Below are 18068 nucleotides of genomic sequence, written 5' to 3'. Positions count from 1 at the left end.
GCGACGCGCGGGGCCGGTCAGCGCTCGCCGGGCGGGCCGCTCCGTGCCGTACGCCCGTACGCCCGTACGCCCGTACCCCGGCCGCCGTGTCGCTGCTCGCCGCGGCCCGCGGGCAGTGCCCGTCAGGGCGCGAGCGCCGGTGAGGCGGCTTCCCAGGCGAACCCGTCCGGGTCCGTGAAGGGGCCGAGGTCGGCGCCGATCGCGATCCGGTGCGAGCCGGTGCCTTCGGGGGAGACCCCGGCGTCCTTGGCGAGGGCGCGGCGCCGGTACAGGGCGAGCTTCACCGGGCCCGGACCGGACTCGAACTCCACGTACATGCCGCCGAAACTCTTCGCCACGGCGAAGCCCTGCTCGCGGTAGAACCGCTTGCTCGCCGCCACGTCGGCGGCGCCCAGCAGGAGCACCATGCCGTCGAAGCGGCGGGAGGCGGGACCGCTGTCCTTCTTCGCCGAGGTCGCCACCTTCCAGATCGCGCCGTCCGGGGCCCGAACGACCCCGCCGTAGCCCCAGATCGACTTCGTCACGGGCTTGAGCTCGGTGGCGCCGGCGTCGAGGGCGGCACCGACGAGGGCGTTGACGTCGGCCGGCTGGGCGACGGTGAGGGACAGCGTGAACCCGCGGAAGCCGGTCGTGGGCGCCTGCGAGGCCCGCAGGCGCAGCTGCGAATCCAGCCCGAAGGCGGTGGTGTAGAAGTCGTGGGCGGCCGCGGTGTCGGCCACGTCGAGGGTGATGCGTTCGATGTCTGCCATGTCCCTCACGCTAGGTGCGGGGCGGCGGCCGGCGCTTCTCGAAAACTGCCCGATGTCCTCCCGGGCCGCCTGCCGGTCGCAGCGGTCGACGGCGGTGGGGCCGGGGCAAAAGAAAAGGGCCAGGAGACCGCTCTCCTCGCCACTCCCAAGGTATAGCGCACTGGGGGGCTTGCGGCAAGGCCCCCGTCACGGCGCAGAATCATCGGCCTGGACCACAACCTGCGGAAAACGGGGGCACGACGCCAGTGATCGGGCAGTACGTTTTGAATTTGCAAGAGATCGACGAGTCACAGGCCGCGCTCGTCGGCGGCAAGGCCGCACACCTGGGCGTGCTGCTGAGGATCGAAGGCATCCGCGTGCCGGGCGGCTTCTGCGTCACGACGGACGCCTTCCGGCGCATCGTGGCGCAGGCCCCGTCGATCGAGGACCAACTGGACCGGCTCTCCCGCTTGGACCCCGACGACCGGCAGGCGATCCGCACGCTCAGCGAGCGCATTCGCCGGACCATCGAAGGAATCACCGTCCCGGACGATCTCGCGGATGCGATCACCGGCGCGCTCACCCGGCTCGGCGAGGACTGCGCCTGCGCCGTCCGCTCCAGCGCGACGGCGGAAGACCTGCCGACGGCTTCCTTCGCCGGTCAGCAGGACACGTACCTGAACGTCGTCGGGCCGACGGCGGTCATCGAGCACGTGAGCCGGTGCTGGGCCTCGCTGTTCACCGAGCGGGCCGTCGCCTACCGCCAACGCAACGGCATCGACCACCGTACGGTCCACATGGCCGTGGTCGTCCAGCAGATGGTCTTCCCGCGGGCGGCCGGCGTCCTGTTCACGGCCGACCCCGTCACCGGCAACCGGAAGGTCGCCACCGTGGACGCCGGCTTCGGTCTCGGCGAGGCCCTGGTCTCCGGTCTCGTGAACCCGGACGTCTTCACGGTGCGCGACGGCGAAATCGTCGCCAAGACGATCGCCGCCAAACAGCGAGCCGTTCACGCCCTGTCAGCCGGCGGTACGCACGAGGTGACGATCGACCCGCGGCGGCAGAAGGAGCCGGCTCTGACGGATGCACAGGCCGTGGAACTGGTGCGGCTGGGCCGGCGGATCGAAGCGCACTTCGGGCGCCCCCAGGACATCGAATGGTGCCTGGCCGATGACGGTTTCCGGATCGTTCAGAGCCGGCCGATCACGACGCTGTTCCCCGTCCCCCAGAGCGGCGACCGGGAGAACCACGTCTACGTCTCCGTCGGGCACCAGCAGATGATGACCGACGCGATGAAGCCCTTGGGCCTGTCCGTGTGGCAGCTGACGGCCATGGTGGCGATGCACGAGGCCGGCGGGCGGCTGTTCGTCGACGTCACCCGGGGCCTGGGCTCGCCCGCGGGCCGCACCGCCCTGCTCGACCTGGTGGGGAGAGGCGATCCGTTGGTCAGGGACGCGCTGGAGAGCGTCCTCGACCGCGACGGTTTCGTCCCGTCGCTGCCCGACGAGGGTCGGGGCGGACCGCGGCCCGGCGCCGCGGCCGCACCGATCGAGACGGATCCGGCCATCGTCGCCGAGCTGGTCGAGCGCAGCCGGAGGTCCCTTGCCGACCTGGACCGCGGCATCCGGACGAAGACCGGACCCGCGCTGTTCGACTTCCTGCTGGAAGCCTTCGAAGAGCACAAGCGGATCGTCGGTTACCCGCTCAGCATCCAGGTGATCATGGCGGGGATGGAAGCCACGTGGTGGCTCAACGACAAGCTGTACGAGTGGCTCGGTGAGAAGAACGCAGCCGACACCCTCACGCTGTCCGCCCCCGGCAACGTCACGTCGGAGATGGGACTCGCGCTGCTCGACGTCGCGGACGTGATCCGCCCGCACAAGGAAGTGGTGGCGTTCTTGCAGGGAGTCGAGGACGAGGGCTTCCTGGACGACCTGGCGAAGCTCCCCGGCGGTGCGCAAGCGCACGACGCCATCGAGGACTACCTCGTCCGGTACGGCATGCGCTGTGCCGGCGAGATCGACATCACGAGGCCCCGTTGGCGCGAGCGCCCCACCACCCTCGTGCCGGCGATCCTCGACAACGTCAGGAACTTCGCACCGGGCGCCGCCGAGCGGCGCTTCGAGGAGGGACGGCAGAAGGCGCAGAAGAAGGAAGCGGACGTGCTGTCGCGCTTGCGGGCCCTGCCGGACGGGGACCGCAAAGCCCGCGAGACCAAGCGGATGATCGACCGGGTCCGGACCTTCATCGGGTACAGGGAGTACCCGAAGTACGACATCGTCAGCCGCTCCTTCGTCTACAAGCGGGCTCTGCTGGAAGAGGCCGAACGCCTCGTGCGCGCCGGCGTGCTGACGGAGAAGGAAGACGTCTTCTACCTCACCTTCCAGGAGTTCCACGACGTCGTACGCTCGCACCGGTTCGACGGCCGGCTCGTCGAGCAGCGCAAAGACGCGTTCCGGACGTACCGGGCCCTCACCCCGCCCCGGGTCCTCACATCGGACGGCGAGGCGGTCACCGGGGCGTACCGACGCGACGACGTGCCGGCCGGCGCGCTGGCCGGCCTGCCGGTCTCCGCGGGGACCGTCGAGGGAAGGGCCCGTGTCGTCCTCGACATGGCGCAAGCCGATCTCGAAGCGGGCGAAATCCTGGTCACGACCTTCACGGACCCCAGCTGGACACCCCTGTTCGTCGCAACCGCGGGACTGGTGACGGAGGTGGGCGGCCTGATGACGCACGGCGCGGTGATCGCCCGGGAGTACGGCTTGCCGGCCGTCGTGGGCGTGGAGGGAGCCACCAGGCTGATCCGCGACGGCCAGCGGATCCGCGTGCACGGAACCGACGGGTACGTCGAGATCCTGTCCTGACCGACCGGCACCTCCCGTGATCCGGCGGGCGTCCCGGAAGAGGAATCCAAAAATTCGCTCTGGTTCCAACACGGTTTGATCACAGGGTGGAGCCACTGTCCCCTCTGTCCGATTGATCGCGATCACGCGACGTGCGAAGGCATTAGCGTCCCCTGGTCAAACCCCTGACCAGAGGAGCCCCCAGCCAGATGAGTGCACGCCCGCCTGCCGCCGCAGGCCGACGCTCCAGGGCCTCGTCGCCATGGATGCGCCGAGCCGCGATCGTGGTCTCCGTCATCAGCACCGTGGCGGTGCTGGACGGACCGGCCGTCGCCGTACCGGCCGTCCGCACCGCCCCCGCCCCCACACCCCGCACCGCCCCCGCCGCCGCGGAGGCCCCCGACGCGGCCTCCGCGTTCCTGATGGCCCGGCTCCAGCACCGCCGCATCGAGATCACCGGTGAACGGACCGACTCGACCACCACCTACGCCCAACCGGGCGGCACCACCTCGGTGGAGAGCTTCACCGGGCCGGTACGCGTGAAGGCCGCCAACGGCGCCTGGCAGCCGATCGACACGCACCTCGTCCAGTCCGGCGGCGCCATCAAGCCCAAGGCCGCCGCGGCGGACGTCGCCCTGTCGGACGGTGGCTCCGGTAAGCCGCTCGTCGCGGTCGAGCGCGGACAGCACTCGCTCGGCATCGGCTGGACGGGCGCTCTGCCCAAGCCGGAGCTGAAGGGCTCCACCGCGACGTACAAGAACGCCGTCGCGGGCGGCGGCGACCTCGTGGTCACCGCCTTGAAGGAAGGTTTCTCCCACTCGGTCGTCCTCCACCAGCGCCCCAAGGGCCCGGTCGAGTACCGCATACCGGTCCAGGCGAGCGGCCTGCGGCTCACCGAGACCGACGACAAGCACCTGCGCTGGGAGGACGACAAGAGCCAGGCGAAGGCCACCGCCCCCGCACCGGTGATGTGGGACTCCTCCTACGACCGGGCCTCGGGCGACGCGGAACACATCGCTCCTGTCGAAGTGGACGTCGAGCAGGCCAAGGACGGCCGCGGCCAGGTCATGGTCCTCAAGCCGAGCCGGGCGTTCCTGGACGACCCCAAGCTCACGTACCCGGTGACGATCGACCCGACCGACTCCCTCATGGGGCCGGTCACCGACACCTGGATCCAGTACGACGACTACCTCACCTCGCAGCGCGGTTCGACCGAACTGAAGTCGGGCACGTACAACGGCGCCGAGAAGGCCCGCTCGTTCCTCAAGTTCAACGTCGACAAGTACAAGGGCAAGCAGATCCTGGACACGGACCTGCGCCTCTACTCCACCTACTCCTCGACCTGCTCGACGGCGAACTCCGGCAACCAGGTCCGACGGATCACCGCCGACTGGGACCCGTCGGCGATCACCTGGTCGAACCAGCCGGCCACCACGGCCACCGGAGCCGTGACCTCCACCGCGGCCAAGGGCTACAACTCCACCTGCCCGGCCGGCCTGGTGTCCTGGGACGTCGACGCGATCGTCCAGGCGTGGGCCGACGGCCAGCCCAACTACGGTGTGCGGATCGCCGCCGTGGACGAGAGCGACCCGCTCACCTGGCGCCGCTACTACTCGGCCAACCAGACGGACGGCGCGCACAACGCCGCCTACGAGCCCTCGCTCACGGTCAACTACAACACCAAGCCGGGTGCGGCGGTGGCGGTCGCGCCGCTGTCGGGTACGTCGACCAACGACACCACCCCGACGCTGACCGGCAAGGCCACCGACGCCGACGGCAACACCGTCCAGCTCTCGTACGAGATCTGGACCGCCGCCGGCACCGCCGCCCTCCAGAGCGGCAAGTCGGCCTTCACGGCCTCCGGTACGAACGCGCCCTGGACGCCGTCCACCGCGCTGGCCCCGGGCAACTACAAGTGGCGCGCCACCGTGTCCGACGGCACCACCGCCAACGGCACGTGGTCCGCCTGGCAGTCCTTCACCGTCGACACCACCAAGCCCGCCGTCACCGCCGTGTCCTCCACGGCCTTTCCGGCCGGCCAGTGGTCGGGGACCCCGGACGCAGCCGGCGACTTCACCGGCTCCTTCACCTTCACACCGCCCACCGGCGACGTGAAGGACATCCAGTACAAGCTCGACTCGGGTGCCTGGATGACCGCCGCCACCACCGGCACGGCCGTCACCAAGCCCCTCACCTTCAAGGCCGGGGCGCACACCGTCACCGCCCACACGCGTGACGCGGCCGGCAACGTCTCCGCAGACACGGCCTACACCTTCAACGCGGGCAAGGGCGCGGCCCTGACCAGCCCCGGCGACGGCGAACGCCCGGCCCGCCGCACCGGCCTGATGGCCCAGGGCGACACCTCCTATACCGGTGTCCGCTACCAGTTCCGCCGCGGTGAGACCGACCAGTGGCAGGACGTGCCGCCCGCCCACGTGCGGGTCAACTCCACCGGCGCGGCGCTCTCCGGCTGGCCGGTCGCGGTCAGCGGCGGCAAGCCCGCCCCACTGACCTGGGAGATCACGACCACCCTTCCGGAGGACGGGCCGGTCGACGTGCGCGCCGTGTTCAGCGGGGCCACCACCACCGAAGCCTCCCCGCAGGTGTCCGTCACGGTCGACCGCGCGGCCGGCGTGGCGCCCTCGCTCCCCGTGGGCCCCGGCTACGTCAACAGCCTGACCGGTGACTTCACCCTCCGGGCCACGGACGCGGACGGCGCGGGCACGGCGGTGACGCGTACCGCCTACTCGCGTGACGGCCACGCCAACGACGACGGCCAGGTGCAGATCTTCGGACCCGAGTGGGTCTCCGGCGTCTACGCCGAGATCACCGACTCCTCCTACACCGGCCTGCGCAAGACCTCCGCGACCTCCGTCGAGGTCCTGATGGAAGAGGGCGCGATCGGCTTCACCGCAACCTCCGGCGGCGGCTGGAAGCCCGAGGACGGCGCCGAACAGCTCACCCTGACCGGCCAGCTGACCGGAACCTTCACCCTGACCGACGACGACGGCGCGACCACGGTCTTCAAGAAGGTCGACCCGGCCGCCGAGACCTGGCAGGTCGAGTCCACGAAGCTGCCCACCGACAACACCACCACCCGCGTGGTCTCCGATATGGTCCCGGTGGGCACGAAGGTGCTCGCCCGGCCCAAGTACCTCATAGCCCCCAGCACCGCCGCGAACTCGGACGCCTGCGCGTCGGCCCCCGCCACCGCGGGCTGCGAGAGCCTGGAGTTCGTGTACGCCACGGCCACCACGGCGACCGGTTACACCACCGCAGCCGACTTCGGCGACTTCACCGGCCGGGTCAAGGAGATCCGCCGGTGGTCCACGGCCCCCGGCGCCACCGCGGCCACCAGCCAGGCCGTCTCGACGTACCGCTACGACAAGGACGGCCGGCTCCGCCAGCAGTGGGACCCGCGCCTGTCCCAGTCCACGCAGGTGCAGTACTCGTACGACTCGGCCCACCGCGTCTACTGGATGATGCCGGGCACCGAACTCCCGTGGACCTTCACCTACGGAAAGGCCGGTACGTCGGCGGCCGCAGGTGACGGCATGCTCCTCAAGGCGTCCCGCCCGTCCCTCGCGCAGGGCTCGAAGACGGTGACCGACGGCGGTTCCATCGCCAACTCCCTCGTCTACAACGTCCCGCTGACCGGCGCGAACGCTCCCTACAAGCTGGGCGCCGCCGACGTCGCCGCGTGGGGGCAGACCGACGCACCCACCGATGCCACCGCCGTGTTCCCGCCCGACGCCGTGCCCGCCGGGAACGACGGCTCGGCACTGACGGCCGCCGCGTACAGGCGCGCCGCGGTCACCTACGTCAACGCCTCCGGACGCGAGGTCAACACCGCCCAGCCCGGCGGCCGCATCTCCACCACCGGCTACAACGCCGGCGGCGCCGTCGTGTACGCGCTCTCGGCCGCCAACCGGGACCTGGCCCTGGCCACCTCCGGACCGGCCCTCGACCGGCTCGCGGACCTCGGCATCGCCGGCGCCGGCACCGCTGAGCGTGCCGCGCTGCTCGCCGAGACCAAGGAGTACAGCGCGGACGGTCTGCGACTGCTGCATTCCTACGGCCCGCTGCACCAGGTGGAGCTGGAACAGGGCGCCGCCGACCTGCCGGCCGGCAGCGAGGTCCCGGCGCGCCTGCACACCGCCACCGCTTACGACGAGGGCAGGCCCGCCGACGCCCCGGTCAGCGGACAGCCCACGACCGTGACGACCGGAGCCTTCGTGCCCGGCCGCGCGGGCGGTGACCTCGACACCCGCACCAGTACGACGACGTACGACTGGGCCAAGGGCCTGCCCCTCAAGGCGGCCGAGGACCCCGCGGGTCTGAACCTCGTCACCAGCACCGCCTACGACGCCCAGGGCCGCGTGGTCTCCACGACGCTCCCCAGGGGCGGCGCCGCCGCCACCCGCGTGACCTCGTACTACACGGCGACCGGTACCGGTACCTGCGGAGGCCGTCCCGAGTGGGCGGACAAGGTCTGCTCCGAGGGCCCGGCCGATCCGGCGGCCGGCACCACCTCGGTGTACGAGTACGACGCCCAAGGCGAGATCTCCAGGACGACCGAGAAGGCCGGCCCGGAGGTCCGCACCACGCAGGTCACCCGTGACGACGCCGGACGCGTCACCCGGACCGCCGTCACCGGCGGCCTCGGCACCGCGGTGCCCGAGACGGTCCGCACCTACGACCCGGTGAACGGCAAACTGACCAGCGTCGCCGCGGGCGGCAAGACGGCCGTGTACGACTACGACGCCCTCGGCCGCCAGGTCTCCTACGACGACGGCGCCGGCAACGTCACCACCACCGAGTACGACCCGCTGGGACGCGTGGTGAAGGTCGCCGACTCCGCGCCCTCCACGGTCACGTACTCCTACGACACGGCCAAGGAGCCGCGCGGACTGCCCACCTCCCTGACCGACTCGGTGGCCGGCACCTTCGGGGCCACCTACGACGCCTCCGGCGAGGTCGCGAACGAGACCCTGCCCGGCGGTTACACCCTCACCACGGTCACCGACGAAACCGGTTTCACCACCTCCCGGGCCTACACCCGCGACGCGGACGGTGCGGCGCTGCTCACCGACGTGGCCGTACCGACGGTCCACGGCCAGACCGGTTCGGGCGCCCGCAGTGCGGGCGCCAGCACGGGCCAGAGCTTCCGCTACGACCGCACCGGACGGCTCACCGACGTCGACGAGTCGGGCGCGTACGGGCAGCAGCACCGTACGTACGGCTTCGACGCCGACTCCAACCGCACGCGGCTGGTCTCGACCCGGGACCAGGGCGGAGGGCCGGCGTCCACGACGACGGACTACACGTACGACGCCTCCGACCGGCTGACCGGCACGGGCATCTCGTACGACGCCTTCGGCCGCACCCTCACCAAGCCGGACACGGTCTTCGGCTACTACGCCAACGACCTGGTCCGCCAGCAGACGTCGGGCGGCCACCGGCAGACGTGGAACCTCGACGCGCAGGGCCGCCTGGGCTCCTGGACGGCCGAGAGCCTCGACGCCCAGGGCGCCGTCACCGCGTCGGTCAACTCCGTCAACCACTACCGGGACGGGTCGGACAACCCGGCGTGGACCGTGGAGGACGTGGCCGCGAACCTGCGCAGCCGCAACGTCACCAGCCTCTCCGGGGAACTGGCCGCCGTCACCGGAACCGCCGGTGACACCGTGCTCCAGTTCACCGACCTGCACGGCGACGCGGGCGTCGCGCTGCCGCTGGACCCGCAGAAGGCGCTGTCGGTGGCCGACACGGACGAGTACGGCAACGTCCGCGAGGGAACGGCATCGGCGCGCTACAACTGGCTGGCCGCGCAACAGCGGGACTCGGGCACCCCGGCCGGGGTCGTCCTGATGGGAGTACGCCAGTACGACCCCTCCACCGGCCGTTTCCTGTCCGTGGACCCGGTGTACGGCGGCAACGCCAACCCGTACGAATACTGCTCGGGTGACGGTGTCAACTGCACGGACCTCACCGGCCAGTACGGGGCGAACAAGTGGGGCTGCGGCGCCTTCGTGGACTACCCGCACCCCTCGCACACCGTGCACGGACGCATCAACGTGCACGCCGACCTCAAGTGCAAGAAGAAGGTGCCCAGCTTCTCCATCCACATCACGCTCTACCGGTCCCGCTGGTACGGCTGGGAGAAGATGGACACCGGCTACGAGTCCGGCAACAACAAGTACAAGGCCCGCGCGGTGGCCAACTGGGCGCCGCACGGACACTGCTACTACTACGAGGGAGTGGGCGACTTCATGATCGCGAGCGGCCCGCACGGCTCGGGGCACCGGATCTACGGCACCGTCTACAACTACGACAAGCACTACCTGCAGGGCAAGAGCGAGATGTGCGTGTGACGGGCCGTCCGCAGACCGTGTGTCTGCTGCACTGGCACGGTGAGCCCCCCTACGGGCTGACCGTGCTGGGTCTGCCCGCGGACCGCCTGTCCGAGGCGGAGGAAGCGGCGGGGACGGCCCTGGCCGGCCTGGTCCTGCCCACCTCGTGGCAGGACGCGGACCCGGCGCTGCGCCGGAGCGTGGTCGCCGCGTGCCGGCCCGTTGGGGCCGTACGCCTGTGGCACGTGACGGACGAGCGGCCGGACACCGACGCGGCCCGCGCCCGGCGGGACTGCCTGCGGGCGCTCGCCGACGAGTGGCCCCAGGCCGGTCCGGTCGCGGACCAGTCCCGGTTGCCGGGCCTGAACGCCCTGCTGGGGCTGACGGCGCTCGTGTGCCGGATGCCGCCGGAGGTCTGGCTCGACGCCGAGGAGGACCTGCTGGACATCTACGACACGTACACGGTGGGCGGGCTGTGAGACCCGCCGCCTGAATACGAGAGCCGCCCCCGGCCGGAATCCCCGGCCGGGGGCGGCTCTCGTTGCCGCCCGTCCATGTGCACTCCGCGGCCGGCACTCGACGCCCCGCGGCTGCTTGCCACCGCGGGGCGCCCGGCGGTGTCAGGCGTTGGTCGTGGCTCCGGCCTGCTCGCCGACCACGACGAGGAACGCGTCCCGTTCCAGGTCCATCACCACGCGCGCCGCCTCGCCCCGTGCGCACCGCTCGGCCGCGGCCTCCTCGGCGGGCCAGCTGCCTCGCGGACCCCCGGCGGGGAAATGGGCGACCACCCTTGCGCTCGTCATGTTCAGCACCTCCAGCGTCGAAGACCCTGTCGAGCGGGTGCCCCGACGGGGAGCGGACATGCGGCGGCGCATCGCCCGTTCGGACCGGGCGGGAGGTCGGCGCTCCGCACCGCCGCTAGGTTCGGACGGTATGAAGCGCGTACCGAACCACCCCGGGCCCTCGCGGCGTGCCCTGCTCACCGTCGGGACCGGAGCGGTGCTGGCCGCAGGATGCGCTCCTGCCGGCGGACCCGCCGCGCCCGGCCCCGGCTCCAGCGGCTCCGCGTCACCCGGCCGGCCCGCCGGCGGACCCACCCCCGGCGTGATGACGCTCTTCCAGGACCCGGCGTACAACTTCAACGGCCTCTTCGCGCTCGGTGGTGCCGGCGCCGGCAGCAGCGAGGTGGGCGAGGTCCTCACCGCCGTGAACGCGATCAACCGGGCCGGCCTGTCCGCACAGACGTACGTCGACACCTTCCGCAAACTGGGCGACCGGCTCCTCAAGGCGCCCCCCGGAGCGCCGGCCGACGGCCAGACCAGGCGTTTCAGGGCGCTGCGCGCCGCCCAGTACTACGCCCAGGCGCTGTTCTTCGTCCTCGGCTCCGACGCCCCGGGCAGCGAGGAACAGCTCTACAAGTCCGGGCGAAACGCCTGGGACACCTTCTGCGACCTGTGCGAGCCGGCCGCGGTCAAGGCCACCGTCCCCTACGGGAACACGCCGCTGCCGGTGTGGTTCTTCCGGCCCGACGAGGCTGTCACCCCCCGTCCCACCGTCATCCTGACGAACGGCAGCGACGGCCAGAATGTCGACATGTGGACCTATGGCGTGCCGGCGGCGCTCGCACGCGGCTGGAACGCGCTCGTCTACGACGGTCCGGGCCAGGGGCAGTTGCTCTTCGTGGACCGGGTGGTGTTCACGCCCACCTGGGAGAAGGTCGTCAGCCCCCTCGTCGACTGGTTGACGGCCCGCCGGGACGTGGACCCCCGCAAGATCGCCCTGACCGGTCTGAGCATGGCGGGCGATCTCGCCCCTCGCGCGGCGGCCTTCGACGAGCGGATCGCGGCGCTGGTGGCCATGCCGGGCTGCATCGATCCCTGGCTCGGCTTCCCGCCCGGGATCCGCAAGATCCTCACCCCCGGCAAGCAGCAGACGAACGACATCTGGAACAAGGAGGTCGCGCCCGCGCTGCCCCCGGCCGACGCCGCGGTCATGAAGAAGCGTTTCGAGCCCTTCTCCGTGCCGGCCATGCTGGAGGCCCGTCAGGGCAAGCTGTTCACGGACTTCTACACACCCGCCACCCGCATCCGGGCCCTGGCGATCACCGACGTCGTCGGCCGCATCAAGGCACCCACCCTGGTCCTGGACTACGACGACGAGCAGTTCTACCCCGGCCAGCCGCGCCGGCTGTACGACAAGCTCACCGGGCCCAAGGACTACCTGAAGCTGACCGCGGCCGAGGGTGCGCAGCTCCACTGCTCCCCGATGGCCCCGCAACTGCACTGCGAGGTCGTCTTCGACTGGCTGCAGCACACCCTGTCCGGAAGCTGAACCCCCGGGCCGGCGCACCCGGCCGCGGACGAACGCCCTTCAGGCAGACCTGCGGCGCATGGCACGGCGGACCCCGTACAGGACCACGAGCAGCACGATGACGACGACCACGACGATCAGGAGTTTCTTGAAGAGGCCGCCCTTCTTCTTGCTCTTCTTGGTCTTCTTGTTCCCGGTGGTGGCCTTGGCCTGGGACGAGGCCGGCGCGTGGAGACCGGCGGCCACCACTCCGGCGCCGGCAGGCAGAGCGTGCTGCGGCGCCGCTGCGGCGGGGGCCTGGCGGGCGGCGGGCACGGCCGCCGTGGCTGCCGCCGCAGGGCCGAGCAGCAGCCCGGACAGTACGAAGAGCGGTATGAGTGCCGCTGCTACGGGACGCTTCCTCGGCTTGCTGTTCTTCGTCACTGTTTCCCCTGTTCTCCGACGCCCTGACCAGGCCCAGTGGAATCCGGACCGTCGGGCCTTGGAGCATCGTCGACGAAGCACGCGAGCTGCGCAACGCCATCGGGCGGGCGATCCGCTGCGCTGCCCGGCCCCCGGTCCCGTGCCGTCACCTCGGCTCGGCCGTCGGTCAGCTCCGGCGCCACCGGGGCGCCCGGCGGGGGAGTGGCTGCCCCGCGGCTGCAAATTTTGTTGAATCTGGCCCAACTGGCCGGAAATCCTGGTTGATTTGGTGATAACCGCATTGATGTTTCATCATCATGACCGCACGTCAGTTCCGGACGTGCATGCGAGAAGGCGGCCGTCAGGGCCCCGTCCCCACCGGGCGCCACCGCAGGCGGAGCCTGCGCTCCCTGCGCGCCCTGCCGGGACTCCCGTCCCGTTCCCGTGCCCCTCCGCTCCCGTTCCCGTCACCTAGGCAAAGGCCCATGTCCGCCCAGCACCTCCCGGACCTCATACGTTTCGCCCGGCACCACTCGCCCTACTACCGCGACCTGTACGCGTCCCTGCCACCGCACACCGACCGTCTCGCCGACCTGCCGGTGATCGACCAGCAGGACTTCTGGGCGGCCAACACCCTCCAGGACAACCGCGTACTGACCGGCCCGCTCAGTGAGGCCACCGTCTACAAGACCGGCGGCACCACCGGGTCCCCCAAGTTCTCCGTCTACACGCGTGACGAGTGGCGCACCTTCGTCACCTCGTTCGGGCAGGGGCTCGTGGACGCGGGCCTGCGCCCGGGGCACCGCGTGGCCGACCTCTTCTACGCCGGAGAGCTGTACGCCAGCTTCCTCTTCGTCCTCGACTCGCTCGCCCACGCGCCCGTGGACAACGTCCGCCTGCCCATCGGCGGCGGAGCACCCCTGGAATCGACGATCCCCACCCTGCGGGAACTCGCCGCACAGGTCCTGGCCGGCACGCCCACCACCCTGTGCCGGCTGGCCGAGCAGGTCGTCTCCACCGGTGTCCGGCTCGACTCGGTGGAGCTGCTCCTCTTCGGCGGCGAGGCCCTGTTCGAGGACCAGCGGCGCCTGCTGGCCACCGCGTTCCCCGGAGCCGAGGCACGCTCCATCGGATACGCGAGCGTCGACGCCGGGCTGCTCGGCCGTCCCGTACCCGGCTCCGACACCCGGGTGCACGAGCCCTTCTCGCCGTACTCGGTGGTGGAGATCCTGGACGACGTCACCGGCGAGCCCGTCACCGAGCCGGGCCGACCCGGACGGGTCGTCGTCACGAGCCTCTTCCGCCGCCTGATGCCGATCATCCGGTTCCCCGCCGGCGACCGGGCCGAATGGACCGGCACCGGCCCCGGACACTTCCGGATCCTCGGGCGCGCGGAGGAAGGCGTACGCGTCGGACCCGTCTCCCTCTACACGCAGGACGTCCAGGACGCGGTCGCCGCGGCGGACACCGCCGGGCGCGTGGTCGGCCTGCAACTCGTCGTCCGGCGCTGGGACGGCCGCGACGGGCTCGTCCTGCGGCTGGCGACGGCCCCGGGTGACGACGGCGGCGCGAGCGGTGCCCCCGGTGAAGGCGCCGACGGCCCGCGGGCTCTGGCCGAAGCCGTCATCGCCGAGCTGGAGACCGTGAGACCGCTCTACCCCGACAGCGTGCGCGCCGGATTCGTGCACCCGCTGGCCGTGGAGTGGGCACGCCACCGCGACCTCGCCGTCAACCCGCGCACGGGCAAGCTCGTCCGGGTCCTCGACGAGAGGCCGACCGCATGACCGCCGCGCCCGCGCCCCCGCCCGCGGCCGGCAATGCCGATGACGCCACCGGCCGCCGTACCCCGCTGGTCCTGCGCAACCGTGCCTTCGCCGCCGTGTGGCTCGGCCAGGTCCTCACCCAGGCCGCCGTCCGCATGTTCCAGGTCGGCGTGTCCTGGTGGATCGTCGCCTACGCCGTGCACGACGCCCGGGGCCTGGCCTCGGGCCTGTTCATGGCGGCCTGCACGCTGCCCGCCGTAGCCCTGGCGCCCGTCGTGGCCGGAGCCGTCGCCCGCTTCGCCCACCGCTCCGTGCTGCGGACCGCCGCACTCCTCGCCGGGGCCGCCTCGGGCTCCCTCGCGCTGTGGGCGCACGGCGGCGCCCTGCCCCTCACCGCCGTGTACGCCGCCGCCCTCGCCCTGGCCACCTGCCAGGCGTTCTTCGACCCCTGCCTGACCACCTCGGTGCCCGAACTCGTCGACGACGCCGACATCGAGGCGGCCACCGGCTTCGAGCTGTCGACCCAGTCCCTGGCCGGCCTCGGCGGCGCGCTGCTCGGAGCCCTGACCGTCGACCGGGCCGGCGTGGCCGGGCTGGCCGCAGGCTGCGCGGCCGCCTACCTCGGCGCCGCCCTGTTCGTCGCGAGCGCCCGTTTCCGCACCGCCGCACCACAGCCGTCCGCCGCCACAGAAGGCCCGGCAGGAGACCCGGCAACCGTGCCCCGGCGCCGCGGGCTGCTCCACATCCTGCGTGAACTGCCCTACGTGCGGCGGATCCTGGTCTGCTTCACCGCGGCGAACCTCTTCACGACCGCCGTCTTCGTCGTCATCCCCCTCTACACCCGCTCGGTCCTCTCCGGCGGCGGCGCCACCGTGGCCCTGCTGGAGGCCTCCCTCGGCACCGGCGCGCTCATCGGCGCCTTCACCGGCGCCCGGGTTCCGGGGCGGCCCACCGTCGCGGGCGCCTACTGCCTCGTCCTCATGGCACTCGCCCTGGCGCTGCCCGGGCTGGTGGCCCACCGGATGGTCATCGCGGGCTGCCTGGTCGTGGCGGGCTGGTGCGCGGGGGCCGTCAGCGTCCGCTTCGTCGCACTCTTCCAGCGCCTGGTGCCGACGGCGGACAAGCCCGGTTTCTTCGCCGTGATGCAGGCGGTACTGGGCTCCTCGCTGCCTGTGGCGTCCCTGGTCTTCGGTGCCGCCGGTGACTTCCTCTCGCCCCGCACCCTGTGCCTCGTGCAGGGCGCGGGCCTGCTCCCCGCCGCCCTCGCGCTGGCCCTCCTGGGATCCCGTACCCCCGCGCCGTCACCCGGTGCTGCGACCCCCGCGCCGTCACCCGGTGCGGCGGCAGAGCGGGACGCGGAACCCGTCGGAGGTGAGCGGTGAACCCCCTCATCACCCCGGCCACCCGCGAGGACATCGCCGAACTCCGCCAGCTGTACTACGCCGTCTACGGGCCGCACTACCCCGTGGCCCTCGGCACCGACCCGGCCGAGATGGCGCGTCTCATCACCGACCCGCACTCCCTGTGGCTCGTCGGCCGTTGCCCCGACACCCGGGCCCTGACGGCGTCCGCCGTCATCCGCGGCGACGCGGGCAGCCGCATCGGCCGCCTGGAGGGCATCGCCGTCCACCCCGGGCACCGCTCGGGGGGCCTGGCCGCCGCCCTGACCGGCGCTCTGTGCGCCGGCATGCTGGACACCGGGCGGCTGGACTCGGTCTACGCGACCGTGCGCACCGTCAGCGCCGGGCCGCAGCGCGTCGTCGCCCGCAACGGCTTCAGGCCGCTCGGCATCCTGCCCAACGCCGTGGACCTCAGTAGCCGCGAGAGCCTCGCGCTCTACGCGCGTCACTCCGCGGGGGTGCTCGACCGCAGGATCCCCGTCACCGAAGTGCCCGCCCCGCTGCTGCCGTTGCTGCGCACCTGCGAGGACGCGCTCGGCATCTCCTACCCCGGGGTCAGGGCCAGTTCCGGCCCGCTCCCGCAGCCCGCTCCCCACGGGGCCGCGGAACGGCTGGAGATGATCGAGGCCCCGGCCTTCGTACGGCGCCGCTTCCGAGAGCGGTTCCCCGGCGCCGAGGGCTGGTTCTACCCCCTGCACACCCCGAACGTACTGCTCACCCCCGAAGACGGCCGCTTCGAGGTGTACGCCTACCTCAACCGCGCCGGCGGGTACTGCTCGCTGCTGACCGCCCACCCCGGCCCCGCGGCGGCCGCTGCCCACCTCGAACCCGTCACCCGGGCCCTGGCCAGGGCCGGAGCCGGCTACGTGGAGGCCCTGGTCCCCCTCGAACACGGGGAAGCCCTCAGCGCCTTCCTGGCCCAGGGCTTCGTCGCCGGAGCCCTCTACCCGGCGATGCGCGCGGACGGCGACGGCTTCCACGACTACGCCGTCCTGTCCCGCTCCGGCGAGCGGATCGACTTCCGCGGCGTCGCCGTCGAACCCCCCCTCCAGCCGTACCTGGACTGCTACGTGTCGGCCTGGGCGTCGACGCACCTGCCCACACCATCCGAGGTTGCCCCATGAACCCCCATCTCGCGCCGGTCGCCGTACCCGACCCGGCCCTCCTGCCGCACGTGCAACGGCTGTGCGACCTGACCGACCCCTATGCCCACGGGCCCGAGCACGACGCTCTGTTCGCCGCCGCCATGGCCGAGACCAACGCCTGGCACGCCGAACGTTCCCCGTTCTTCCGCTCGTTGTACGAAGCCACCCCCGAGGCGCACCCGTACCGGGCGCCGCTGGTCCACGCGAACTTCTTCAAGCGGCACGAGGTGCTCTCCGTCGCGCGCGAGGAGGTCGAGCTGCACCTGACCTCCTCCGGAACCACCGGCCAGAAGTCGCAGATGTTCTTCGACCACTGGACCATCCGCTCCGCGCAGCGCATGGTCGCCCGGATCTTCGAGCGCAACGGGTGGATCACCCCCGACCAGGAGGTCAACTACCTCCTCTACAGCTACGAACCGGCCCCCTCCCTGAACCTCGGGACGGCCTTCACCGACAACTACCTGTGCGACTTCGCCCCGGCGCGCAGCGTCGAGTACGCCCTGCGCAACACCGGCGGCGACCACGAGTTCGACCCCTTCGGCTGCATCGCCGCGCTGCGCCGCTTCGAGCGGGAGGACGCACCGGTCCGCATCCTCGGCTTCCCCGCCTTCCTCTTCTTCACGCTGGAGCGGATGCGGGCCATGGGACTGCCCCCGTTGCGCCTGCCCGAGGGGTCCCTCGTCGTCCTCGGCGGCGGCTGGAAGGGACACGCCGACCGGCGCATCGGCAAGGAGGAGCTGTACGCGCGCGTCACCGAGCAGCTCGGCATTCCCGGCGAGCGGATCCGCGACACCTTCGGGTCGGTGGAGCACTGCATCCCGTACATCGAGTGCGACCACCACCGGCTGCACGCGCCCGTCTGGTCCCGGGTCGCGATCCTCTCCACGCGCACGCTCGAACCCCTGCCCTACGGGGAACCGGGCTACCTGCACCTCGTATCGCCGTACATCACCTCGGTACCGGCCCAGAGCGTGGTCATGGGCGACCTCGCCTCCCTCCGGCCGGGAGACGCCTGCGGGTGCGAGCTGGAGACCCCCTGGTTCACCGTCCACGGCCGCGCCGGGGTGAGCCGCAACCGCAGCTGCGCGGTGGCCGCAGCAGAACTGATGAAGGGAATGGCGTGA

General features: G+C 71.8%; 11 protein-coding genes. 8 read left to right on the top strand and 3 right to left on the bottom strand.

What is annotated here, in order from left to right; all coding sequences use genetic code 11:
* Window positions 1–122: 122 nt before the first annotated feature.
* Window positions 123–749, bottom strand: a complete 627-nt coding sequence (locus IE207_RS12905; protein WP_190184291.1) for a VOC family protein — start codon at window positions 747–749, stop codon at window positions 123–125.
* Between the two features lie 245 nt (window positions 750–994).
* Between IE207_RS12905 and rph the strand changes: the two genes are divergently transcribed.
* From rph to IE207_RS12890, 3 genes are all read left to right on the top strand, one after another.
* Window positions 995–3592 carry a rifamycin-inactivating phosphotransferase gene (rph, locus tag IE207_RS12900; RefSeq protein WP_190184290.1) on the top strand — a complete coding sequence of 866 codons (2598 nt, stop codon included), beginning with the start codon at window positions 995–997 and terminating at the stop codon, window positions 3590–3592.
* Window positions 3593–3837: 245 nt separating this feature from the next.
* Entirely contained in the window at window positions 3838–9945 is a 6108-nt protein-coding gene (locus IE207_RS33755) for a DNRLRE domain-containing protein (RefSeq protein ID WP_268250183.1), read from the top strand.
* A complete protein-coding gene (locus IE207_RS12890; protein WP_229873682.1) occupies window positions 9942–10403 on the top strand; it encodes a hypothetical protein in 462 nt (153 codons plus the stop codon). Before IE207_RS33755 ends, IE207_RS12890 begins: the two co-directional genes overlap by 4 nt.
* Before the next feature lie 141 nt (window positions 10404–10544).
* Here the strand turns inward: IE207_RS12890 and IE207_RS12885 are convergent, their stop codons facing one another.
* On the bottom strand, window positions 10545–10727 hold the full coding sequence (locus tag IE207_RS12885) for a DUF8839 family protein (RefSeq protein ID WP_190184289.1): 183 nt from the start codon (window positions 10725–10727) through the stop codon (window positions 10545–10547).
* 130 nt (window positions 10728–10857) lie between these two features.
* On the opposite strand from IE207_RS12885, the gene IE207_RS12880 reads away from it, so the two are divergent.
* Window positions 10858–12255, top strand: a complete 1398-nt coding sequence (locus IE207_RS12880; RefSeq protein ID WP_190184288.1) for an alpha/beta hydrolase family protein — start codon at window positions 10858–10860, stop codon at window positions 12253–12255.
* A gap of 39 nt (window positions 12256–12294) precedes the next feature.
* On the opposite strand, the gene IE207_RS12875 is transcribed toward IE207_RS12880, so the two are convergent.
* Window positions 12295–12657 (bottom strand): hypothetical protein, encoded by a 363-nt coding sequence (locus IE207_RS12875; RefSeq protein WP_190184287.1) that lies wholly within the window; start codon window positions 12655–12657, stop codon window positions 12295–12297.
* Window positions 12658–13121: 464 nt separating this feature from the next.
* On the opposite strand from IE207_RS12875, the gene IE207_RS12870 reads away from it, so the two are divergent.
* Genes IE207_RS12870 through IE207_RS12855 form a run of 4 tightly spaced genes read left to right on the top strand, consistent with a single transcriptional unit; the run spans window position 13122 to window position 18068 of the window.
* Window positions 13122–14420, top strand: a complete 1299-nt coding sequence (locus IE207_RS12870; RefSeq protein ID WP_190184286.1) for a phenylacetate--CoA ligase family protein — start codon at window positions 13122–13124, stop codon at window positions 14418–14420.
* Window positions 14417–15781, top strand: a complete 1365-nt coding sequence (locus tag IE207_RS12865) for an MFS transporter (protein ID WP_190184285.1) — start codon at window positions 14417–14419, stop codon at window positions 15779–15781. Before IE207_RS12870 ends, IE207_RS12865 begins: the two co-directional genes overlap by 4 nt.
* Complete coding sequence (locus IE207_RS12860) at window positions 15778–16923, top strand: GNAT family N-acetyltransferase (protein ID WP_190184284.1); 1146 nt, start codon at window positions 15778–15780, stop codon at window positions 16921–16923. Before IE207_RS12865 ends, IE207_RS12860 begins: the two co-directional genes overlap by 4 nt.
* Window positions 16920–18068 (top strand): LuxE/PaaK family acyltransferase, encoded by a 1149-nt coding sequence (locus IE207_RS12855; protein WP_190184283.1) that lies wholly within the window; start codon window positions 16920–16922, stop codon window positions 18066–18068. The genes IE207_RS12860 and IE207_RS12855 overlap by 4 nt, the downstream gene beginning before the upstream one ends.

It is taken from the genome of Streptomyces cirratus (assembly GCF_014650775.1).
GTDB classification, from domain to species: domain Bacteria; phylum Actinomycetota; class Actinomycetes; order Streptomycetales; family Streptomycetaceae; genus Streptomyces; species Streptomyces cirratus.
This window is presented reverse-complemented; position numbering and strand designations above follow the sequence as displayed.